Below are 21,866 nucleotides of genomic sequence, written 5' to 3'. Positions count from 1 at the left end.
CACGACCCACATCGTAAAAGCCATAAAAATAAAGGGTGAGGCATATTATGATTGCAAAATATGCCTCACCCTTTTACTTCTTGTACATTCATTTATTGAAAACGGCCCCAGCCAAAATGATGACGAGCCAAAGCACAATCACTAAACACAGCATAGTGGGCAAGATAGGAATAAACGTTACGAATATTTGTAATTTTTCTTTGAACTCCCTTTTAGAACCATGAGTTTCCTTTTTTGAAAAACATCTGTTACATCCTATTCTTTTGAACTTTATTTTTTTTCGCTATAATGATAGGGAGAAAGAAGGTGAAGAATAGTGCTTGAAAATCTTAAACAAAAGTTCCCCAACGCGATTTATAATAAAGCCGATACAGATGACATCTCTGAATTTGTTTGGTTCGAGGACTCAATGGGAAGCATTCTCGGCATCCCCCGCTTTGAAATCACAGCCGAGGAAACCCGTTTATTGGAGCTGCTTTTTCCGTCTTCCTTGGACCATACCCATTTCACCACGTTTTCGGAACCATCTTGGAATGCTTTTTTAACCGAACCGAATGCACCCCTGCCTTTGACAAGCTGGGAAAACGTGCGCTTCATTCACTTCAAGCTGAGTCATGCCGATTTTTCCCGGCCTGATTTTGAAGATGCCTGCCTTGCTTTCGTGCCATCCGACGCAGCCTTGATCTGGGACAATGAGACGGAGGGAATCCTGATTGAAACGGACAAGGGTGAGGCATTATCGAAGAACGACCTGCTCGCCATCTCCTCTACACTGGAAAGTGATTTTTATGTAAAGACGCGGATGTTCACCGGGCGCTTTCACCTTGTCAGCCAAGACCTTCATAACCACAGGCTTCGGGAGAAAAAATGTTTTGCCTTGGCACAAGCTGAGTTGCCGGATTTGAAGGTGACCGATTTGGCCGATATCATCCCCTACATACTATTGAATCGGCAATCTGATGCGAATACGCAGTGGTATATCAATCAGATTCTTGGCAAGACCAGGAAGGATACGGAGCTTATCAATACGATCAAAACGTATATCGAGTGTAATTCCAATGCCACACATGCCGCCAAACAGCTTTATATACACCGGAACAGCCTGCAGTACCGGATAGACAAATTCACCGAGAGGACAGGACTCGATATAAGAAACTTTCGGCACGCATTGACTGCTTACTTGCTTATGTTATTGAATGATTGACTTTCCGTTTGCAAGAAAAGGATCATTATCCATTTTTGTGCAATGTGCACATACTTTTTTCTAAACTGATAGCTTAGACTATAGTTAATTGGTACAAGTAATCAGTAGTTTAAAAGGGGGATTTTTCATGGCAGAGCTAGTATTGGATCATATTTTCAAGATTTATGATAAAAAGGTGACGGCTGTTAAGGATTTTAACCTTCATGTTGCCGATAAGGAATTCATTGTGTTTGTAGGACCTTCCGGCTGCGGGAAATCGACGACTTTACGGATGATTGCCGGCCTTGAGGACATCTCACAGGGTGATTTATATATCGACGGCAAACGAGTCAATGATGTACCGCCAAAAGATCGTGATATCGCTATGGTTTTCCAAAACTACGCATTATATCCCCATATGTCCGTCTATGACAATATGGCATTCGGATTAAAACTGAGGAAAACGCCAAAAGCGGAAATTAAGCAAAGGGTCACTGAAGCGGCAAGGATCCTTGGTCTTGAAGAATATCTAAACAGAAAACCTAAAGCGCTTTCAGGCGGGCAGCGCCAACGTGTGGCACTTGGCCGTGCAATAGTAAGGGACGCAAAAGTTTTCTTGATGGATGAGCCGTTATCCAATCTTGACGCAAAACTCCGGGTCCAAATGCGCGCGGAAATAGCCAAGCTACATAAACGACTTGATACAACGACGATATATGTCACACATGACCAAACGGAAGCGATGACGATGGCGACAAGGCTTGTCGTCATGAAGGATGGCATCATCCAACAGGTCGGTGCCCCAAAAGACGTCTATGAGAAACCGATCAACGTTTTCGTCGGAGGTTTTATTGGATCACCTGCCATGAACTTCTTCAACGGGACATTAAAAGAAGGCTTCATCAAAATGGGTGAGCAAACGTTTGAGATACCTGCAGCGAAAATGAGAATGTTGCGTGATCAAGGCTATGTTGGAAAAGATATCATCCTTGGCATCCGGCCGGAGGATTTCCATAATGAAGGTGAATACTTCACGGATTCCCCGAATGCCCTATTCAAAACCCACATCGATGTGGCAGAACTCATGGGGGCGGAAATCATGCTTTACTCCACGCTTGAAGGACAGGACTTCGTTGCACGGGTAGATGCCAAAAATATCATTCATGCAGGCGAAAAAATCGAGCTTGCCCTCGATATGAATAAAGCCCACTTTTTCGATAAAGGAAGCGAACACCGCATTTTTGTCGAAGAGGACGAACAGATGCAGGAAGGTTTGAAATTGTCTGCTAACTAAACATAAAAAAATACCCGTTCATGAACGGGTATTTTTTTATGTTTAGCCGGGATTCAAGGACTCTCCTATTCCTGAACCAATACCACTTCATCATGTCCGCATTCAGGGCATTTCATAAGGTGTGGACATTGGCCTTTTTGTAAGGATTGGGGGTAGCCGTCATTTAGCTTAAGTGTATCGATATCCATATAAGCACTGTATTCATCAGCGTAATCCATGAATTTCCCTTTATCGTCAAGATCATTGCCGCATTCGGGGCAATTCACATGGATTTTTCTCAGACCGTTGCAAAGCGGGCATAAAGACATTGTGTTTCCTCCTTTTCCAGCCTTTGATCCTTAGTATTTGTTGATAGGATGATTTTAACACATTGAAACACCCTCCCCAAAGAAACCAGCGGGAGGGCATTCTTCTGCTATTATTTATTGACCATGTTAGCTGGGTCGACCCATGCATTGAATTCATCTTCCGTCAGGAATTCCAATTTCAACGCCGCTTCTTTAAGGGTTGAGTTGTCCTTGAATGCAGTTTTGGCAATTTTGGCCGCTTTTTCATAACCTATGTGCGGGTTCAACGCCGTAACAAGCATTAGCGAACGATCTACATTTTCTTTGATTTTATCTTCATTGGCAGTGATGCCGACTGCACAGTTATCGTTGAAGGAATGAATGCCGTCCGTCAATAATTTAACCGTTTGCAGGAAGTTGTAGATGATGACCGGTTTGAATACGTTCAATTCGAAGTTCCCTTGGCTGGCTGCAAAACCAATCGTGGCATCGTTACCGACAATTTGTGTTGCAATCATGGTAAGCGCTTCACTTTGGGTTGGATTCACCTTCCCTGGCATGATGGAGCTTCCTGGTTCATTTTCCGGGATGGCAATTTCACCAATTCCGCTTCTTGGGCCACTTGCCAGCCATCTGACATCGTTGGCAATTTTCATTAAATCCGCTGCCAAGGCTTTCAGTGCGCCATGGGCGTACACGATTTCATTATGGCTTGTCAGGGCATGGAACTTATTATCCGATGTGACAAAAGGATGTCCTGTATCCGCAGCGATTTGTTTTGCGGAAAGTCCAGGGAATTCTTTTTTTGTATTGATTCCGGTTCCAACAGCCGTTCCGCCCAGCGCTAGGTTCAATAATTTTTGGCTGCTTTCCTCAATCATCTCCAGGTCTTTATCAAGCATCGCTTTCCAACCGGATATTTCTTGTCCTAAAGTTAACGGGGTTGCATCTTGAAGATGTGTACGGCCAATTTTCACGACATCCCAAAATTCTTTTTCTTTTGCATCGAATGTATCTCTTAGTACTTTGATGGCAGGGACCAGCTTTTCAGCAACTTCCATGAAGGCCGCAATATGCATGGCAGTAGGGAATGTATCATTGGAGCTTTGGGCTTTGTTAACGTCATCATTCGGATGCAGGGCAACGGATTCCCCTATTTCTTTTAACCATTCATTTCCTTTGTTAGCGACCACTTCATTCACGTTCATATTACTTTGCGTGCCGCTCCCCGTTTGCCAGACAACAAGCGGGAAATGTTCATCAAGCGTACCTTCGAGGATCTCACCGCATATCTTGACGATGGCATTCTTTTTCACTTCCGATAAATCACCAAGATCATAGTTCACCTTCGCTGCAGCCTGCTTAACGTATGCAAACGCACGCACCAATTCAATCGGCATTCTTTCGTTACCGATTTTGAAATTGTTCCGGCTTCTCTCGGTCTGTGCTCCCCAATATTTATCAGCAGGCACTTTCACTTCACCCATCGTATCTCGTTCGATTCTGTATTCCATGTGTTCTCCTCCTATGGTTGCACTATTCATCGAAGATCTTATGTATTAATAAATGAATAATGTCGTAATATTCTTTCTCTCCATCCATTGTACAAACATTATTATTTTAAAGCAAAAAAAACCGGTCAAGCGTGCTCTTTTTTCTAAAGGGATCATTCAGGTTTCACTTGAAGGCTACTTCGCCTACATTTCCAGTTTTTTTTATTAACGTAAAACGTTGCCACGCTGGGTTTCAATAGGGACATCCATGCAATCCCTTACCAAATTCTCCTTGACAGTATTTTGTATATATAGTAAATTCAAAAGAAATTGAATAATCTAAACTCTTATCGAGAGAGGTAGAGGGAATGGCCCGATGACACCTCAGCAACCTTCATTTGTTCCAACGAATGAAAAGGTGCTAATTCCACAAGTTTTTGAACTTGGAAGATAAGAAGAATGACTCGTCCCCATTTAATCAAAGTCTTCTTCTTAAAGAAGACTTTTTTTTATTTTTATTACGCAAAGGAGCAGTGAAAATTATGTACAAAACCGAAACATATCTTGCTCAATTAGGAAATCGCAGTGAAACGGCGACAGGAACGGTCAATCCTCCCGTCTACTTCTCGACAGCCTTTCGTCACGAAGGGATTGGCCAATCGACTGGCTTCGATTATACAAGGACAGGTAATCCCACACGCCAACTATTGGAACGTTCGATCGCCGATCTCGAAAAAGGCGATCAAGGTTATGCCTGCAGCTCGGGGATGGCCGCCATTTCTACGATACTGGCGCTTTTCAAATCGGGGGATGCTTGGATTGTCAGCGAAGACCTTTATGGCGGTACATATCGTCTCTTGGAACAAGGCTTTAAGAAATGGGGATTGAAGTGTGACTATGTAAACACATGTTGTTTGGAGGATATCGAGAATGCCATCACTCCTCACACGAAAGCCATCTTCATCGAAACTCCCACTAATCCCCTTATGCAGCAAACGGATATTGGCGCCATTGCCGCATTGGCCAAACGATTCAATGTATTGCTGATCGTCGATAATACTTTTTACACGCCTCTCATTCAACAGCCCATCCTGCTTGGCGCCGATATCGTGATTCACAGCGCAACCAAGTATCTCGGCGGCCATAACGATGTACTCGCCGGACTGATCGTGGCTAGCGGCGCGGAATTATGCGAATCACTAGCCTTCCATCATAATGGCACAGGAGCTGTGTTGAGCCCCTTTGATTCATGGTTGTTGATGCGCGGAATGAAAACTCTTGCACTTCGGATGGAACGCCATGAAAAGAATGCGAAAATACTTGTAGATTACTTGTCGGAGCATGATTGTGTATCGGACGTATTGTATCCCGGAAGAGGCGGCATGATTTCATTCCGGATCATCGATGAAGACGCTGTCAACCCATTTTTACAATCGCTCTCCCTGATTTCGTTTGCGGAAAGCCTTGGCGGTGTTGAAAGCTTCATCACGTACCCGGCCACACAAACACATGCCGATATACCTCTTGAGGTCAGGACGGCGAACGGGGTTTGTAATCGCCTCCTCCGCTTTTCCGTAGGTATCGAAGACAGCGGAGATTTGATTTCCGACTTGCAGCAAGCATTCGCGCATGTAAAAAGGGAGGCCCTCCGATGACAGATCATGATTTTAGCTTTGAAACCAAATTGCTTCATAATCAACATAAATTCGATGCAACGACTGGCGGTGTGAGCGTTCCGATTCAGCACGCCTCCACTTTCCATCAATCCGATATCGATCAATTCGGCAAATATGATTACAGCCGAAGCGGGAACCCGACTCGCGAGGCGTTGGAAGAAATCATTGCCGAACTTGAAGAAGGCACACATGGCTTCGCCTTTTCCTCAGGTATGGCGGCCATTTCAACAGCTTTTCTGCTGTTATCTGCCGGGGACCATATCATCATTTCCGAAGATGTGTACGGGGGAACGTTCAGGATGGTGACCACAGTCCTGACCCGTTTCAAAATTGAACATACTTTCGTTGATATGACGGACCTCGAAAGCATCGAAGCGGCCGTTAAGCCAAATACGAGGGCCATTTACATCGAAACGCCTTCAAACCCATTGCTGAAAGTGACCGATATTTCCGCCGTATGTGATATCGCAAAAAAAATTGGTGCCTTAAGCTTTGTCGATAATACATTCTTGACGCCAGCGCTGCAAAAGCCTTTAACAATTGGCGCTGATGTTGTCCTTCATAGTGCGACGAAGTTCTTGTCCGGGCATAGTGATGTAGTAGCTGGGCTTGCAGTGGTAAAGGACCCTATATTGGCGCAAAGGCTCGGTGCCCTCCAAAACTCCTTCGGGGCCGTTCTTGGTGTTCAGGACGCCTGGCTTGTGATGAGGGGGCTGAAAACCTTGTCCGTAAGAATGGATCACTCCCAAAAAGGGGCTGAAAAAATGGCCGCCTACTTGAAGAATCATCACTTGGTGAAAAAGGTTTATTATCCTGGACTTGCGGATCATCCCCAGCATGCCATCCAGAAAGGTCAATCGCTTGGGGCGGGAGCGGTCCTTTCCTTTGAATTGGCAAGCGAGGAAATTTTCCGTTCGTTCGTGAACACCGTTGAACTCCCTGTCTTTGCCGTAAGCCTAGGCGCGGTGGAATCGATATTATCCTATCCCGCTAAAATGTCACATGCTGCGATGCCTGCTGATGAAAGGGGTAAACGGGGCATCACCAACAGCCTGCTACGTCTCTCCGTGGGACTTGAAAATCCGGATGATCTAATCAAGGACTTCGATGCTGCACTAATCAATATCGCCAAAGGGGAAGTTCTAGCTGCAAAATGATGAAAGGTCGCTCCCCCATATTTCAATGGGGCACCTTTTATTTCATTCCATAACAATGGATAAGGACCATCGATCGCTCGATGGTCCTGCTATCATTTCTTCATATTATATTTTTCAAGAAAGCGATCGACTCTTCCGCCTTTTTCAGCGAACTTTTGCTTTCCTGTATAAAAAGGATGCGTATCTGAGCTTATCTCCACTTTTAATAATGGATACGTTTGACCGTCTTCCCACTCGATTGTTTCGTTCGACTTTTTCGTTGAACCCGTCAAAAATTTATATCCGCTGTTCGTATCCATAAATACTACTTGTTGATAATCAGGATGAATATTTTGTTTCACTATTATCACCTCATTGTTAGGATAACTATATCTTAAACGTAATGATTACTATTATCAAGTGATATGCTTGAGTGTGCCAAATTGGCACACTCATTATTATTTGTACATTCGTTAATGATTACTTCATCCTGCCATCCCTTTATGGGGACCAACCTGCAGTTCATACATTTGATAATATTTCCCTTGCAATCCCATTAGCTCCTCGTGTGTCCCCTTCTCGGCAATCCGCCCTTTATCGAGGACGAGGATTTGATCGGCATTTTTGATCGTGGAAAGTCTATGGGCAATGATGAAGGTCGTTCTGCCTTTTTTCAGCACTTCCATCCCCTGCTGGATAATCGCCTCTGTTTCGGTATCGATGCTTGCCGTTGCCTCATCCAAAATTAAAATCGCTGGATTGAATGCCAGGGCTCTGGCGAAGGAGATTAGCTGACGCTGTCCGGAAGACAGTGTTCCGCCTTTTTCGATTACCGGTTCATCCAGTCCTAAAGGAAGATGCTTCAGCACTTTGTCCCCGCCCACATCCTTTAATGCCTTTTCGACCATTTCCCTCGTGATGCCATCATGATCGAGGCTGATATTGGAAGCGATGGTGCCCGTGAACAAATAAGGATCTTGAAGGACGATTCCCATATGCTCCCTAAGGGTTTGATGCGGAATATCCAAAATATCCTTTCCATCTATTTTGATTTTCCCTTCACTGCTGTCATAAAAACGGAACAATAAATTCATGATCGAGCTTTTTCCTGAACCTGTGTGACCCACCAAGGCGACAGTTTCCCCTTGTTTAGCCGAAAAGGTAATGTCTTTTAACACATATTCATTTTCCTTATAACCGAAAGAAACGTGTTCGAAATCTACATTTCCTTTGTATCTGGCTCTGCTTTCATCACGGACAGCCACCCCCTGCTCATCCAATAAGCTGAATGTCCGTTCTCCTGCAACGAGCGCCTGTTCGAGGCTGGCGAATTGATTGACGATGCCATGAAGTGGATGGAGCAGGCGGCTGATCAAATCGACAATCGCATACATCACCCCTAAGGAAATCGCCGAGCTCGCTGTCATGGATATCCCACCGAAATACCAGACGAATGCGATTAATGCCGAAACCTTAATGACTCCGATCAAATTCCCGCCCGTCAATGAATTTAAATGCAACATTTTATTTTGATAGGAATAATGCTCCCGGTTCAAATCCTCAAACGATTGCTTCGTTTCCTTTTCACGTCCAAATGCCTGGATGATGCTCATTCCGGAAATGGATTCGTTGATCATCCCATTGATATCACTAATCCGCTCCCGGATGATATGATTATATTTGGAAGCGAATTTACGGTATACCTTGGTCCAGATAACGATGATCGGTATAAGCAAAAGGCCCATCGCCCCTGCACGTGAATCCAGGATGAACAAAGCGATGAGAACGCCAATGATGTTGATCGTACTCGAAAAGAAACTGGCGAGCACCGTGACATACAATTCCCTGATCGCCTCTGTATCATTCGTTACCCTGGCCACCACTTTCCCCGCTGGCATATTATCGAAATACCTGATCGGCAAACGGGATATATGCGTAAAAATATCGTTTCGCATTCGTTGAATGATCCTGTTTGCCGCTTTCTGCAAATAAAAGCTTTGCCCATATTGAAAAATCGATGAAAGGATGACAAGCCCAAAGTAAAAAGCGACTAGCTTAATGATGCGTGGGATTTCAGGCTGGTAAAATCCCATCACTTCCTGACTCTTCAATCTCTCTATCTGAGCTTGGTGCTCCTTCCCGTTTTTATTGATGATTAATGTTTGGCCTTCCAAGGTCCTGCGCCCATCCATAGGTACTGCTTCATTTACGAAGACAAATTGATTACCCACCTGGAAAACGTGAACCTCCCTGCCTTTTTTCTCACCTTCAGTAAAGTAATCTGCACGTTTGTACCAATGATCATCATACTTAACAGCATCTTTTCCTTTTTCCGTTTCATACCAGGACGTTTCGATGCCGAGTATATGTGAATCGATGATTTTCTTTGCGACAAACGGACCCGTTAAATCTGCCGCTACAGATAGTGCCAGCATGATCAATGCACAAATGATCAATTTTTTATAAAGGGCTGCATAATGAAATAGTTTTTTCACGACCGTCATGCCCTCACCCCCGTTCCTTCGTCAACCTGCTGCCGCTCGTATTGCTCCCTATACCAGCCATTTTGTTGCAGTAAATTTTCGTGTGTACCTTCTTCGATGATTTCCCCGCTATCCAAAACGATGATCACGTCGGCGTGCTGGACGGCTGATAAACGATGCGTCGTGATGATGGTCGTTTTCCCTGCCCGTTCTTTTTGAATGTTTTCGATGATCGTCGTTTCCGTTTTTGCATCCACGGCAGATAACGAATCATCCAAGATAAGGATCTCCGGATTTTTAATCAAAGCCCTGGCAATAGATATCCTTTGCTTTTGACCTCCAGAAAGAGCCACCCCCTTTTCACCAACAAGTGTCTCAAGCCGATCGGGAAGCATCATCAAGTCCTTCTCAAAGTCGGCAAGCCTGATTGCTTCAGCCAGTTCTTCTTCAGTTGCATCCATCTTACCGAATAAGATATTTTCCCGCACAGACCTTGAGAATAAAAAATGGTCCTGTGGGACATAGCCGATCCACTTGCGGATTTCTTCAAGATCCAATTGCTCCAACGGTATGCCGGAAAAAGCGATTTCACCTTTACCTAAAGGATATTCCCTGAGCAATTGCTTCACGAAAGTCGTTTTTCCGCTTCCTGTTTTTCCAACGATCCCTAACGTTTGCCCACGTTCAAGATGCACGGAAACATTGGCTAGATTCATGACCGATGAAGATGGATATGTAAAAGACACTTTTTGAAAATGAATATCTTCCGGGTTCGGAATACTCTCCAACCCCAATGGATTTGTCACATCCCTTTCATATGAAAGCGTATCTTGAACACGGTCAAGCGAGGCATTTCCCCGTTGCATGACATTGATCAGTTCACCCACTGCGATCATCGGCCAGATTAGCATGCCAAGGTACACATTGAACGATACAAGCCCGCCAAGAGTTATCGACTGCTGGAAAACAAGATAGGCTCCATATCCCAAACCGATTAAATAGCTGATGCCGATGATGATTGAAATCGTCGGATCGAAGAGGGCGTCGATCCTTGCCACGGCAAGGTTTTTACGATAGACATCCTCGGTCATTTCATCGAATCTCTTTTCATCCTGCCGCTCCTGGACGTAAGCCCGGATGACGCGGACACCAGAAATCGATTCCAGAACCTTGTCATTCAACGTACCAAAGGCTGCCTGTGCATCGGTAAAGCGCTTATATATTTTCTTCACGTAGATTTGCATCATCACTGCCATGATCGGCAGCGGCAGCACCGCCGCAATCGTCAATTCCCAGCTGATGGTTGCGCCCATCATGACGACGACCGTTATGGTGAAAAGCACCGAGTCGACAAGGGTCAATATTCCAAAACCAGCTGTAAGCGATATTGCCTTTAAATCATTCGTAGCCCTGGCCATTAAATCCCCTGTCCGGTTTTTCTCATAAAAAGTCGGCGTCATTTTCAGTAAATGGCCCATGAACCCAGACCTTAGTTTTCGTTCAACCAAGTTCCCGCCGCCGAATAACAGATAACTCCATAAGTACCCAAACAGGTAGCTGCCGCACAGTACCAGCAGCAAATAAATCACGTATTTCATGATTGCTTCTTGCGTCATATCGCCGTTATTCATATCATCGATGGCGTTCCCGACGAGCTTTGGCGGGATAACCTCCAAAATATTCACCAGGCACAAAAATAAAATGGCCCAGGTATAGCGCTGCCATTGTTCTTTAAAGAACCAGGACAGCTTCTTAAAAATTGCAAACATGAATTCCCCTCCCTTTTGTTCAAAACCTTTTTCGTAGCTAACCGCTTTCCGGATCTCCTGGCTGCTGCATGACTCCCAAACTATTTTGTCTCATCGTGCTTCCCCCTATCTATCAAATGGAAAGGATGCTTATGCTCCTTAATTCCCCAATGCCAAAAAGCCTCCGCCTTTTAGCGGAAGCTTTTTTAGATGCGTAAGAACACATATAAAGGCGCAGGCCGCGAAAAATCCACAACCTGCGCTTTGGAATGATCAATGGTTTTCATTTTGAGCTTTGCCTAGAAAGGCATTTGATCAAGGCAGGCGGACGTATGAACATATTCAATTGAAGTTTTTATTTGCTTAACTGATTTAGTCATGACGTTCGCCTCCTTTTCCATAAATAATGGTAATTTCCAACTCGTGTTTAAAGATTACTACGGGAGTATATTTTTGTCAATTGTGACTTTTCTAGATTATTGCGGTATTATCCTTTATTCTTATAAGAATGACATAACGTAAGGAGGTTTAAGCATATGGATTGGAGAAAATATATACTCTTGGCGGTACCGTTTTTATTTCTATCCATTTTCATCTTGTTTGCCGTACCGGTCCAATATAGGCCGTTATCTTTTATCCCCGTGTTACTTTTCTGGATAGTTTATTATATTTTATTGAGCAGGGAAAAGAAGAAGAAAAATAAAAAATGAAGGAAAATTTTCATCACCAATCGATTTGAAGGGCGTTGCAAATGCAAAGCCCCTTTCTTGACCTCTCTGCATATAATGGCTGAAAAACACGAGTGGTGATCGCATGTTTTCCCAACTTGCACAAAAGCTGTTAGGCACATCCCCTGTCAAGACCAAGCCTCTCATCGATTCTGAAAGATTCGTCCTGCTAAAAACTCAATTACGAAAAGAACTATTTCAGCCTGACGAGGAGTCTAAGGCATTTTTCCCCGAGGAAACCGCTCTTGTAAAAAGGATCCGAACCGAAACGGCAGCCTTGAACCGTAATAATATGACGAGAACGCATGCTTATCTTGCCTATTACCGCCGTAACCCCGAGATTCATTGGGCCCTTTTGGCACATATGGTTTCGAGGAATGGCGGATACCATATGACCGACCTGAAAAGCTCGTCCATGACCCAACTGCTCAGCCAAGCGGAACGGCGGAAATTCTTCCTTTTCCTGGAGCGCGCCAATTCAGCCATTTTTGCCGATGCCTTTCCTCAGCTCCTTTTATATGAACATTCTAAACATAAGGAACTTCGCTTAAGAAAATATTTCCCCATCTTCCATATATCAAGATTCATGGCCCCGATTTGGGAATCTTTCATCCAAGAACCCCATTCGCCCCTTTTGACGACAGCCCTTATCATCAATGAGCAAAGCATGATTCAAGAACGGGTGTTGAAACGTACCCGTCATGGTGAAATCCTCCTAAGGCTTGATTTTCAGCTGCAGGAATTTTTAGGCTTCACGAACGTAATCTTCCCTTTTGTAAATAAGCAAGACGGAATCCGTTCCTTAACCGGCCTTACCGTTGAACGCTTTGCCGATCCAAAACGGCGAATTGAAACGGGAAAATTCCTGTATGAGCTCCTTTTTGAGCACCCTGATGTTTTTCATGGCGTTGGAGAGTTCACGAACGCGGTTCCACACACGGGCTCAAGGATGGATTACTGGGAAAGCATTTATACCTCCGATCCGTTAGCAAATAATGACAAAGTCTATAGCCCTTCCCTTCAAGATGCATGGGCAGATCATCCTTTCTTTCCTCCCCCACCGATCGATTGGTATACAAATGAAAGCTTCATCGGGCATTTACAAGACTCCCCTCTCATTAAAAAGGTGGATTTGACCAAAAAAGTGCTTGAAAATGTCAAACATCTCAAAGCCATCAACGAACTGAAAAGCCTATTCTAGCAGGACGAAGCCTCTTATTCTGAATATCCCATCCTCCATTTGGCAAGAATGGATAGCAAAAAGAATGGGTGAAGCCAATGAGAGGCATCGTACTATTGAATCCGAACTATTCGATCGGGGAATTACATATGAAGGATAGCTTTACAATCCAACAGATCGTGACGAACAAGTATATGGAAGAAAACAATATTTCCCCGGTCATACTAAATCCTTATCAGCTCAATCTCCATTACACGATCCCGCATGAACTGCTATACAATTTACAGAATAAGAAAATCGATCAAATTGATTGCCTGGTCCTGCACTCCATGGAAACGTTGGAGCGGTTCATCTATATCTACCCTGAAAAATGGCTCGCGTTATCCGGATATTTCAAAGAGATCATCCCCGTTACCACTCAGACGCCCGTCAAGAAATATGAAGCCCATTAATTTTGGAATCCGTTGGCGCGGATCATTCATTTCACCTACAAAAGCCCCCTTTTTACGCATGAGCAAGCCATGGACCATCCCCCTTCAAGTGTCTGCCGCGCTTATCGAATCCATCAGAATCTTTCCACATCTCCAAACTTTACAATTATAGTAATTTTCCCAATCATAAGATTACGAGTAATTTTATAACTATATAACAATCTTTTGGAAATATAGATAAAATTACGGATAAAGCATAGAAAAATAAGTTAATTTTATATATCATTGGAGATAGGAATTTTCTTATTTTTTACTTTTACTAGAAAGGAATGTTACTGATGGCCAAAGAAAAAAAGAAAAAAACCCCAATTCCTTTCCGACTGAACTTCATGTTCTTTTTAATATTCATTTTATTTTCAAGCTTAATAATCCGGCTTGGCATCGTCCAAATCGTATATGGAGATGATTACCTTCGTGAAGTCGACCGGACGGAAAACGATGTGGCCAATACCCCTGTTCCACGTGGGAAGATGTTTGACCGCAACTTCAATCCGGTCGTCGATAATGAGCCGCGCAATGCCATTACCTATACGAAATACCCAAATACAAAAACCGCCGATATGGTGAAGACGGCGGAGATTCTTGCTACCTTGATCGAAAAAGATACGAAAAAGGTAACGATACCGGATAAAAAGGATTTTTGGATCTTAAAGCATCCGAAAGAAGCCGAGGCATTGATCACCAAGTCCGAAAGACGGAAGGTAACCGAAAAGAAATTAGAGCAAAAGAATTTATACAAGCTTCAGCTGGAGCGTGTCACCGAGGAGAATATCAAGGAATTCACCAAGGATGAATTGGAAGTGATAGCCATATTCCGGGAATTCAATAGCGGCTATGCCCTCACACCGTCGATCGTGAAGAACAAAGATGTCTCCACAAAAGAATTTGCCAGGGTCAGTGAGCATTTGGATGAAATGCCGGGCGTGGACGTCACGACGGACTGGGAAAGGACCTATAAGTATGACGAAACTCTTCGCTCGGTCCTTGGCAAAGTCTCTTCCTCCGAAGAAGGGATTCCGAGTGAGAATATCGACTATTACCTGGCACGCGATTACACCAGAAATGACAGGGTCGGTAAAAGTTATATTGAAAAGCAATATGAAGATGTTCTGCGTGGTCATAAGACGCGGGTTGAAAACGTGATGAGCAAAGGGGAAGTCATCAAAACGAATACCCTCACGGAAGGGCAAAGCGGAAAAGACTTGATCCTGTCAATTGATATGGAGCTTCAGCAAAAGGTCGAAAAAATCATCGAGAGCGAACTATGGAGGGCGAAGGCCAGGGGGAATACCTACTTTTTGGATCGTGCCTTCGTCGTCTTGATGGACCCGAACACGGGCGAGGTGCTCACGATGGCGGGCCGGCAATATGGACGCAACAGTGAAACCGGCTTGACCGAAATGAACGATTTCGCCCTCGGGAACATTACGACCTCCTATACGATAGGATCATCCGTTAAAGGGGCCACGGTATACACGGGCTACCAGACGGGAGCCATTTCACCGGGGTCTGCTTTTTTTGACAGAAAACTCCATTTAGCAGGGGCCCCACCGAAAGGCTCTTATAGTGATTTAGGGTATGTAACGGATGTCTCCGCGTTAAAGAAATCGTCGAATGTCTATATGTTCATGACGGCGATCAAAATTGCCGGGGGCCATTATATTCCCAATCGGCCGCTCGGGATCAACCGGGAAGCTTATGCAATCATGCGCAACCATTATGCCCAATTCGGATTGGGCGTCCGTACCGGCATCGATCTGCCGAATGAATCCGTCGGGTTTAAAGGAGTCGATATGTCAACGGACGGATTGCTGCTGGATTTATCGATCGGGCAGTATGATACGTATACGCCGATGCAGTTGGCACAGTACGCATCGACGATTGCAAATGGCGGGAAAAGGCTGGAGCCGCGGATGGTCAGGGAAATCCGGAATCCTTCCGACGAACACAATCAGTTGGGCAGCGTTTTTAAATCGATGAGCCCGAAAGTGCTGAACGAATTAGGCGGTAAGGATGTTTGGATTCAGCGTGTCCAGGAAGGTTTCCGGCAGGTTGCCCAGGAGCCAGGCGGGACGGCGTATAAGTATTTTGGCGGAAAATCCTACCGGGCTGCAGCGAAAACGGGAACAGCCGAGGCCTTTTACGACGGACCGCGGAGGAGTCAATATAGTGCTCCCGTCCCGACCATCAATCTGACGCTTGCAGGGTATGCACCTAACAATAATCCGGAAGTGGCATTCTCTGTCGTCGTGCCATGGGTATATCAAGGCAAGCCAGCTGACGATATCAACAAACGGATCGGAGAGCAAGTAATGGACGCCTACTTTAAATTAAAGGAAGATCGAGCAAAAGGTAAGTCCGATTCAGACAAGAAAGCAGAAGACACTCAATAATCTAGCTGGGCCTGCTCGATTTCGAGCAGGCCTTTTCATGCAAATTGCCCTATTCCAGCTTGTGAACGAACTCCTTATATAGGGCCCTTAGTGCATCTCCCCTGCTGATGATGCCGACGACTTTATCATCTTTGTCGACGACCGGGATTTTCTTGAAATGATGCTTGGAAAGCACCTTTATCATTTCATCTAAAGGATCTTCCATGGACAGCTTTGTGATCCTTTTATTTCTTATGATTTGCGAGGCTTTATCGTTCATTTTGGATCGCACCTTTTCATCCAGTTCCTCACCTGGAATGACTGTGATATATGTGAAATATCCCTTGATGGCTTCTTCTGCAGGTGTCAGATAACGAAGGATGTCCCCATCCGTCACCATTCCCAATAGCTTATCGTGTTCATCGACGACCGGTACCCCGCCCACTTTATTTTCGATCAAGGTTCGCAAAATTTCCTTTAAGGTATAATCAGGACGGGCAACGTAGACTTCCCGGATCATGAAATCCTTCACTAACATGAAAAACACCCCTTTTTTAAAGTTTGTTCCTATATCCATCTCATCTTTCTATTAATACCCTACCTTATTCTATTTAAAAACCCTTGAGTTCTGAACTGCCTTTTACCAGCCTTGAGATGGATTTCATTTATAATCTTGCGGGTAAACTTGAAAAATATTGGCAGGTTGCAAGATTATCTTTTACAATGAAACAAGAATGATGGGAGGAATGGCCAATGAATAATCATGAAATCGATTTTAAAATATATGGTGATGACATGCAATTCGTCGAGGTGGAATTGGATCCACAGGAAACGGTGGTGGCCGAAGCTGGAAGCTTGATGATGATGGAAGATCATATCAAGATGGAAACCATCTTTGGTGATGGGTCACGAAATAGTGACGGCGGGATGATGGGCAAATTATTTGGTGCGGGCAAAAGGCTTCTTACCGGGGAGAGCCTGTTCATGACGGCGTTCACGAATGAAGGAAGAGATAAACGGCATGCCTCCTTCGCCTCACCCTACCCGGGAAAAATCATTCCATTGGACTTAAGCGAACTGGGCGGTAAAGTCATTTGCCAAAAGGATGCCTTTCTGGCGGCAGCCAAAGGAGTATCGATTGGAATCGAGTTTCAGAGAAAAATAGGAACGGGCTTTTTTGGCGGCGAAGGCTTCATCATGCAAAAGCTCGAAGGGGACGGAATGACCTTCGTCCATGCTGGGGGCACGATCCATAAAAAAGAATTGGCTCCAGGTGAGATCCTCCGGGTCGATACGGGGTGTTTAGTCGCCATGACGGGCGGGGTAGATTATAATATCGAATTCGTAAAAGGCGTGAAGACCGCTTTATTCGGGGGCGAAGGGTTATTCTTCGCCACATTGAAAGGACCTGGAACCGTCTGGGTGCAATCATTGCCTTTCAGCCGCCTTGCAAGCCGCGTCTTTGCAGCAGCGCCGCAAAACGGGGGATCTTCTGAAGAAGGCAGCGTAGCTAAGGGTTTATTCAATTTATTCAACGATAAATAAGGTCCGATCGATGGCTGCCATCAAGGCAGCCATCGATCGATTCCGTAAAAGGAGTTGTCTATTTGCAGCTTGTTAAATGGTCCTACATGCGACGATATAATATCAAGGCAACTTTTGATCGATTCCCGAACTCACCCGTTATTTTCCGAAAGATAAGAGATTACTATTTTGTTTACACGATTCACTGGACCGCGGCCGATGACCCAATCGGCATTGAAGAGCTCGAAGAAATGGAACGGCTGCTCAACAGGGAGCTAGGCACTGAACTGCAATATCTCTACCGGAGAAAATGAACTCACTCTTCGTACATCATTTTTCTTGTCATCCCACCATCGACGATAAGATTAACCCCAGTAACGAAATCATTTTCAGCTGCCGTCAAATAAAGACAGGCCCTTGCTATATCTTCCGGTTTACCGACCCGATTGGAAAAATGCTGTTGATGATCCTTCTCCCTAAGCGCATCATAATGGCCCGTTTCAATCCATCCGGGGGAAATCGAATTAACGGTAATTTTCTCGTTGCTTAAAGAGGCGGCAAGTGCATGGGTCAGGGAAACGATTCCTCCTTTCGTCGCAGCATAAGATTCAGAATCAGGCTCTGACATAAGGGCTCTCGTTGAAGCTAAATTGATGATCGCCCCGCCCGTTTCATTTTCCCGCATCGCTTTAGCCGCTTCCCTGGAGCAAAGGAAAACACTGCGTAAATTCGTATTCATCATATCGTCCCATTCCTCAAGCGTCAGTTCATATACAGGCTTGAATAACGCCTTTCCGGCATTATTGATTAATATATCTATGGTCTTATAGGTTTTTAGCGTCACATCCATCAAATGAAGGATATCTGCCTCGGTCCGAACATCCGTTTTAACGAACATAGCTTCATGCCCGCTAGCCTTGAGCTCCTTTGCATACCGAAGACCCTCCTGCTCGTCCATATCCGCCAAAACGACCGATGCACCGCTTTGTGCATATCCCATTGCCACGCCCCTCCCTATTCCATTTGAAGCGCCTGTGACGATCACTGTTTTACTTGAAAAGCCCATCATATCATCCTTCCTTTCCCAAGCTTACTTTTCCCTATCATAATATCCAATCCCCTTCACTTCAAACACGAGCATCCGTGGTCATCACAATCAGGAGGACCCATTATATTTTTGTAGCGGCCTTCAATGATGTATGATAAAAGGAACAACAAGAAGAAATCATGGTGAAGGTGACCCGCAATGTAAACATTTGATGGAGGGATGAAAAATGGACTTATTAAAAAATGTGTTCTCTTTAGGTTTGGGAGCTGCCGCCGCTACGAAGGAACAAATTGAAAAAGCGGTGGACTCGCTTGTGAAAAAAGGAGATATCAGTAAAGAAGACTCCAAGGTTCTGATTAAGCAATGGGTGGAAAAAGGGGAACAAGCGCAAAAGCAGCTGGATGAATCCGTCAAGCTTAAAGTCAATCAAGCACTCAACGGGCTGAACTTGGCAACGAAGGAAGAAGTTCGGGAATTGGAACGCCGCATTGCCATTTTAGAGCAACAAAACCAAAACACATAATCATGACCTGGAGGTACTTGAATGTTTGGCAAACGACTGAAACACGCACATCGTTACCAAGAAATCATTAATGCCTTTTTGAAGAATGGCTTTGGATACTTCGTCTATCGTCTCGGGTTATCGGAAAGCAAGGCGGCAACGAACCTCCAGCCCGATGAAAACCTGAACCTCCGCTCGATCGGCGAGCGGCTGCAAACGATATTGCAAAGCCTGGGGCCCACTTTCATTAAACTGGGACAGATAGCAAGCACAAGGCGTGATTTCGTTCCGGAAGAAATCGTCCGCGAACTGGAAAAACTGCAGGACCAGGTTGCCCCCTTTCCGTTTGATAAGGTACGCAAAATAGTTGAAGCAGAGTTGGGCGACTCTTTGGAAAACCTTTTTCTCGAATTCCAAGAAAAACCGCTCGCAACCGCATCAATCGGACAGGTCCACGCTGCACGGCTTCCTTCACAGGAAGTCGTAGCGATTAAGGTCCAGCGTCCCGATATCATGCCGACTGTGGAAACGGATTTGGAAATCCTCGATGATTTGGCAAGACTGATGGAAGCGCGCATTTCCTGGGCAAGGCGCTACCAAATCAGGAAAATGATTGATGAATTCGCTAAATCACTTCGCGCAGAGCTCGATTATAATGCAGAGGGCCGCAATGGAGAGAGAATAGCCAAGCAATTCAATCATGATCAAGGCCTGAAGATACCAAGAATTCATTGGGAGTATTCGACGAAAAGAATCCTGACGATGGATTTCATCCAGGGAATTAAGATCAATCACTATAAACAGCTTGATGAGGAAGGGTATGATCGACGGATAATCGCTGAAAGATTAGCGAATTCACTGCTTCAGCAAATTTTGATCGATGGTTTTTACCACGGTGATCCCCACCCTGGCAATATCATCATTTTGCCAGGGAATGTCGTCACACTCATGGATTTTGGAATGGTGGGACGATTGGAGGACGATATGAAGTATCAATTTGCCTCGCTTGTCATCAATCTGAAACGCGGAAGCACCAATGGATTGATCAAAACGCTTGCCGACATGGGACTTCTGACGGACGAAACCGATATGGCTTCATTGAGGGCGGATATCGATGAACTGCGAAATAAATATTACGATATCCCATTAAGTCAAATCAGCTTAGGCGGAGCGGTCAATGATCTGTTCACTGTTGCCAATCGGCATCATATCCAAATCCCCCCGGAATTCACCATGCTCGGTAAGGCTTTACTTACGATGGAGGCCATAGTCGAGGAGCTGGATCCGCATTTCAGCATCATGAAAGCAGCCGAACCTTTTGGACAAAGGCTTTTCAAGGAACGCTACAATCCAAAAAACATCGCAAGGAATACGTGGAACCAATTCATCGAATCGGCTGAGGCGATGGCTGAACTTCCGAAGGATATCAAGGAAGTAACGGGGATCATCAAAAAAGGAAAATTGCGCTTGGATATCAACATACCTGAGCTTCAGGTTTTTTTACATAAGCTTGATCAAATCTCGAACCGCCTTTCCTTCAGTATTATCCTGCTTGCCTTCAGCATCATCATGGTCGGTCTTATCATCGGTTCGGCGATAGGCGGGGAAACGCTGCTACTCTGGAAAATCCCGGTGATCGAAATTGGATTTGTCGTTGCCACCTTGATGTTTTTGCTCATGCTTTACACCATTTTCAGATCGGGGAAAATGTAATCGTACAAAAAAAGAGCAAAACCCTTGATTTTGGGTTTTGCTTTTTCCATTCATTGGCCATGTGTGCGCCGCTCATACGAAACGGCATAAGCGCGATGGCGAAAATGCAGGATCGGATCATTCGAACACTCAATTCCTTCAGGGGTATTGGTTGGATCGAACAGCAAATGATCTGCAGTCGTGTCCACCTTATCAGTGATCATTAAATGCCCGACCGTGATTACCTGTGTGCCTTCCGACCAAGCGATGGTCGGATCGTCAGCTGGGTCATTTTCCCCTCCAATTTGAATGTTCAATTTAAAACCTACTGGTCCCTGCTTAAGCCTTTCTTCCATTTCTTCTTTCAAATAATCTGCAGGGTGCTCGGCTGCCTCCTTTTTCTCCAGCATGCTGAGTCCGGAATCCGGCACCCATTCATACTTGATGGCCTGACGCCTTCCTTCTGCGTTCATGAGGTAGAAAGCATGTATCGAGTAATATTGACACGTTGCGAAACTTGCCGGAGAACGCATTTCCTTAAGCATTTGCAGGCCTGCCTTACTCTCCGGGTATTTCAACAAAATACCCCCCAATTCTTTCAGATTGGGAAAACCGTCTTTTGCAGATTTGATGAAGTGAGCAATCTCGACGAAAGCTTCAGGTGTTTTCGCAAAGAAGAGCGGAATGGTCACCGCAATGAGGTCAGTTTCCTCTCCACCTGGCAATCGAAACTTGACGGCCATGCCCTTTACAGGTGAATCGGCATCAGGATGGGTCGGGACCGGTGAGCTATTCGAAAACCGAATGACCGCAGGCACGGCTTCATCCTGAAGATGGGCAGCCACCGTTAACGGCGAAGCTTTTCCGTTCGGGGTAAAAACCCCCTTATACACATATCCCCTCGCATGTGCCCGACGGTAGCCTGGATATGTTCCAACTACTTTTTCAATCGCATCCACTGCTTCACTGGCTAGTTCAGGTTTTAAGCTCTCGTTTCCCTCCATTACATGTCACCCCATCTTTTTAAAT

General features: G+C 45.0%; 20 protein-coding genes and 1 riboswitch. Of the genes, 12 read left to right on the top strand and 8 right to left on the bottom strand.

All coding sequences use genetic code 11. From position 1 onward, the window contains the following. Positions 1-316 precede the first annotated feature (316 nt). Together MHI53_RS05845 and ugpC are read left to right on the top strand one after the other, a co-directional pair. Positions 317-1,204 carry a helix-turn-helix domain-containing protein gene (locus MHI53_RS05845; protein ID WP_340372994.1) on the top strand — a complete coding sequence of 296 codons (888 nt, stop codon included), beginning with the start codon at positions 317-319 and terminating at the stop codon, positions 1,202-1,204. A 127-nt stretch (positions 1,205-1,331) separates the two neighbouring features. Beyond that, positions 1,332-2,477: a sn-glycerol-3-phosphate ABC transporter ATP-binding protein UgpC gene (ugpC, locus tag MHI53_RS05840; RefSeq protein ID WP_061143130.1), complete on the top strand. Its 1,146-nt coding sequence runs from the start codon at positions 1,332-1,334 to the stop codon at positions 2,475-2,477. Between the two features lie 65 nt (positions 2,478-2,542). On the opposite strand, the gene MHI53_RS05835 is transcribed toward ugpC, so the two are convergent. Next, on the bottom strand, positions 2,543-2,785 hold the full coding sequence (locus MHI53_RS05835; RefSeq protein ID WP_061143131.1) for a hypothetical protein: 243 nt from the start codon (positions 2,783-2,785) through the stop codon (positions 2,543-2,545). A gap of 110 nt (positions 2,786-2,895) precedes the next feature. After that, positions 2,896-4,278 (bottom strand): class II fumarate hydratase, encoded by a 1,383-nt coding sequence (fumC, locus tag MHI53_RS05830; protein ID WP_061143132.1) that lies wholly within the window; start codon positions 4,276-4,278, stop codon positions 2,896-2,898. 323 nt (positions 4,279-4,601) lie between these two features. Further along, positions 4,602-4,714, top strand: a riboswitch (SAM riboswitch). Between the two features lie 85 nt (positions 4,715-4,799). Between fumC and MHI53_RS05825 the strand changes: the two genes are divergently transcribed. After that, positions 4,800-5,912, top strand: coding sequence for a methionine biosynthesis PLP-dependent protein (locus MHI53_RS05825; RefSeq protein ID WP_340372993.1), 1,113 nt, complete (start codon positions 4,800-4,802; stop codon positions 5,910-5,912). After that, positions 5,909-7,090 (top strand): cystathionine beta-lyase, encoded by a 1,182-nt coding sequence (metC, locus tag MHI53_RS05820; protein ID WP_340372992.1) that lies wholly within the window; start codon positions 5,909-5,911, stop codon positions 7,088-7,090. The genes MHI53_RS05825 and metC overlap by 4 nt, the downstream gene beginning before the upstream one ends. A 92-nt stretch (positions 7,091-7,182) precedes the next feature. On the opposite strand, the gene MHI53_RS05815 is transcribed toward metC, so the two are convergent. From MHI53_RS05815 to MHI53_RS05805, 3 genes are all read right to left on the bottom strand, one after another. Further along, entirely contained in the window at positions 7,183-7,431 is a 249-nt protein-coding gene (locus MHI53_RS05815) for a type B 50S ribosomal protein L31 (RefSeq protein WP_061143134.1), read from the bottom strand. Between the two features lie 123 nt (positions 7,432-7,554). Then, positions 7,555-9,573 carry an ABC transporter ATP-binding protein gene (locus MHI53_RS05810; RefSeq protein ID WP_061143135.1) on the bottom strand — a complete coding sequence of 673 codons (2,019 nt, stop codon included), beginning with the start codon at positions 9,571-9,573 and terminating at the stop codon, positions 7,555-7,557. Next, positions 9,570-11,321 carry an ABC transporter transmembrane domain-containing protein gene (locus MHI53_RS05805; RefSeq protein ID WP_340372991.1) on the bottom strand — a complete coding sequence of 584 codons (1,752 nt, stop codon included), beginning with the start codon at positions 11,319-11,321 and terminating at the stop codon, positions 9,570-9,572. The genes MHI53_RS05810 and MHI53_RS05805 overlap by 4 nt, the downstream gene beginning before the upstream one ends. A 515-nt stretch (positions 11,322-11,836) precedes the next feature. On the opposite strand from MHI53_RS05805, the gene MHI53_RS05800 reads away from it, so the two are divergent. The 4 genes from MHI53_RS05800 to MHI53_RS05785 all read left to right on the top strand — a co-directional run bounded on the left by MHI53_RS05800 (position 11,837) and on the right by MHI53_RS05785 (position 16,092). Further along, positions 11,837-12,010, top strand: coding sequence for a hypothetical protein (locus tag MHI53_RS05800; protein ID WP_340372990.1), 174 nt, complete (start codon positions 11,837-11,839; stop codon positions 12,008-12,010). Between the two features lie 103 nt (positions 12,011-12,113). Further along, positions 12,114-13,229 carry a DUF2515 family protein gene (locus MHI53_RS05795; protein ID WP_340372989.1) on the top strand — a complete coding sequence of 372 codons (1,116 nt, stop codon included), beginning with the start codon at positions 12,114-12,116 and terminating at the stop codon, positions 13,227-13,229. Positions 13,230-13,306: 77 nt separating this feature from the next. Further along, on the top strand, positions 13,307-13,660 hold the full coding sequence (locus MHI53_RS05790; protein ID WP_061143138.1) for a hypothetical protein: 354 nt from the start codon (positions 13,307-13,309) through the stop codon (positions 13,658-13,660). Positions 13,661-13,977: 317 nt separating this feature from the next. Next, positions 13,978-16,092, top strand: a complete 2,115-nt coding sequence (locus MHI53_RS05785) for a penicillin-binding protein 2 (protein WP_340372988.1) — start codon at positions 13,978-13,980, stop codon at positions 16,090-16,092. 49 nt (positions 16,093-16,141) lie between these two features. On the opposite strand, the gene MHI53_RS05780 is transcribed toward MHI53_RS05785, so the two are convergent. Then, positions 16,142-16,609, bottom strand: coding sequence for a CBS domain-containing protein (locus MHI53_RS05780; RefSeq protein WP_340372987.1), 468 nt, complete (start codon positions 16,607-16,609; stop codon positions 16,142-16,144). Between the two features lie 215 nt (positions 16,610-16,824). Between MHI53_RS05780 and MHI53_RS05775 the strand changes: the two genes are divergently transcribed. Together MHI53_RS05775 and MHI53_RS05770 are read left to right on the top strand one after the other, a co-directional pair. Next, positions 16,825-17,616: a TIGR00266 family protein gene (locus MHI53_RS05775; protein WP_340372986.1), complete on the top strand. Its 792-nt coding sequence runs from the start codon at positions 16,825-16,827 to the stop codon at positions 17,614-17,616. Between the two features lie 62 nt (positions 17,617-17,678). After that, entirely contained in the window at positions 17,679-17,909 is a 231-nt protein-coding gene (locus tag MHI53_RS05770) for a hypothetical protein (RefSeq protein ID WP_061143142.1), read from the top strand. A 2-nt stretch (positions 17,910-17,911) separates the two neighbouring features. Here MHI53_RS05770 and MHI53_RS05765 read toward each other — a convergent pair whose 3' ends face one another. After that, a complete protein-coding gene (locus MHI53_RS05765; RefSeq protein ID WP_340373651.1) occupies positions 17,912-18,661 on the bottom strand; it encodes a glucose 1-dehydrogenase in 750 nt (249 codons plus the stop codon). A gap of 208 nt (positions 18,662-18,869) precedes the next feature. On the opposite strand from MHI53_RS05765, the gene MHI53_RS05760 reads away from it, so the two are divergent. Together MHI53_RS05760 and MHI53_RS05755 are read left to right on the top strand one after the other, a co-directional pair. After that, positions 18,870-19,166 carry a hypothetical protein gene (locus tag MHI53_RS05760; RefSeq protein ID WP_100533734.1) on the top strand — a complete coding sequence of 99 codons (297 nt, stop codon included), beginning with the start codon at positions 18,870-18,872 and terminating at the stop codon, positions 19,164-19,166. Positions 19,167-19,187: 21 nt separating this feature from the next. Next, on the top strand, positions 19,188-20,858 hold the full coding sequence (locus MHI53_RS05755; protein WP_340372985.1) for an AarF/ABC1/UbiB kinase family protein: 1,671 nt from the start codon (positions 19,188-19,190) through the stop codon (positions 20,856-20,858). 50 nt (positions 20,859-20,908) lie between these two features. Here the strand turns inward: MHI53_RS05755 and MHI53_RS05750 are convergent, their stop codons facing one another. Beyond that, on the bottom strand, positions 20,909-21,841 hold the full coding sequence (locus MHI53_RS05750) for a catalase family peroxidase (protein ID WP_061143146.1): 933 nt from the start codon (positions 21,839-21,841) through the stop codon (positions 20,909-20,911). Positions 21,842-21,866 lie beyond the last annotated feature (25 nt).

This window comes from Peribacillus sp. FSL E2-0218 (assembly GCF_037992945.1).
GTDB lineage: Bacteria > Bacillota > Bacilli > Bacillales > DSM-1321 > Peribacillus > Peribacillus simplex_B.
This window is presented reverse-complemented; position numbering and strand designations above follow the sequence as displayed.

Bases quoted from the DNA above. Each gene is read 5' to 3' on its own strand.
- ugpC (WP_061143130.1), top strand. From the start codon at position 1,332: ATGGCAGAGCTAGTATTGGATCATATTTTCAAGATTTATGATAAAAAG.
- MHI53_RS05835 (WP_061143131.1), bottom strand. From the start codon at position 2,785: ATGTCTTTATGCCCGCTTTGCAACGGTCTGAGAAAAATCCATGTGAAT.
- fumC (WP_061143132.1), bottom strand. From the start codon at position 4,278: ATGGAATACAGAATCGAACGAGATACGATGGGTGAAGTGAAAGTGCCT.
- MHI53_RS05825 (WP_340372993.1), top strand. From the start codon at position 4,800: ATGTACAAAACCGAAACATATCTTGCTCAATTAGGAAATCGCAGTGAA.
- metC (WP_340372992.1), top strand. From the start codon at position 5,909: ATGACAGATCATGATTTTAGCTTTGAAACCAAATTGCTTCATAATCAA.
- MHI53_RS05810 (WP_061143135.1), bottom strand. From the start codon at position 9,573: ATGACGGTCGTGAAAAAACTATTTCATTATGCAGCCCTTTATAAAAAA.
- MHI53_RS05805 (WP_340372991.1), bottom strand. From the start codon at position 11,321: ATGTTTGCAATTTTTAAGAAGCTGTCCTGGTTCTTTAAAGAACAATGG.
- MHI53_RS05800 (WP_340372990.1), top strand. From the start codon at position 11,837: ATGGATTGGAGAAAATATATACTCTTGGCGGTACCGTTTTTATTTCTA.
- MHI53_RS05795 (WP_340372989.1), top strand. From the start codon at position 12,114: ATGTTTTCCCAACTTGCACAAAAGCTGTTAGGCACATCCCCTGTCAAG.
- MHI53_RS05790 (WP_061143138.1), top strand. From the start codon at position 13,307: ATGAGAGGCATCGTACTATTGAATCCGAACTATTCGATCGGGGAATTA.
- MHI53_RS05785 (WP_340372988.1), top strand. From the start codon at position 13,978: ATGGCCAAAGAAAAAAAGAAAAAAACCCCAATTCCTTTCCGACTGAAC.
- MHI53_RS05780 (WP_340372987.1), bottom strand. From the start codon at position 16,609: ATGTTAGTGAAGGATTTCATGATCCGGGAAGTCTACGTTGCCCGTCCT.
- MHI53_RS05775 (WP_340372986.1), top strand. From the start codon at position 16,825: ATGAATAATCATGAAATCGATTTTAAAATATATGGTGATGACATGCAA.
- MHI53_RS05765 (WP_340373651.1), bottom strand. From the start codon at position 18,661: ATGGGCTTTTCAAGTAAAACAGTGATCGTCACAGGCGCTTCAAATGGA.
- MHI53_RS05760 (WP_100533734.1), top strand. From the start codon at position 18,870: ATGGACTTATTAAAAAATGTGTTCTCTTTAGGTTTGGGAGCTGCCGCC.
- MHI53_RS05755 (WP_340372985.1), top strand. From the start codon at position 19,188: ATGTTTGGCAAACGACTGAAACACGCACATCGTTACCAAGAAATCATT.
- MHI53_RS05750 (WP_061143146.1), bottom strand. From the start codon at position 21,841: ATGGAGGGAAACGAGAGCTTAAAACCTGAACTAGCCAGTGAAGCAGTG.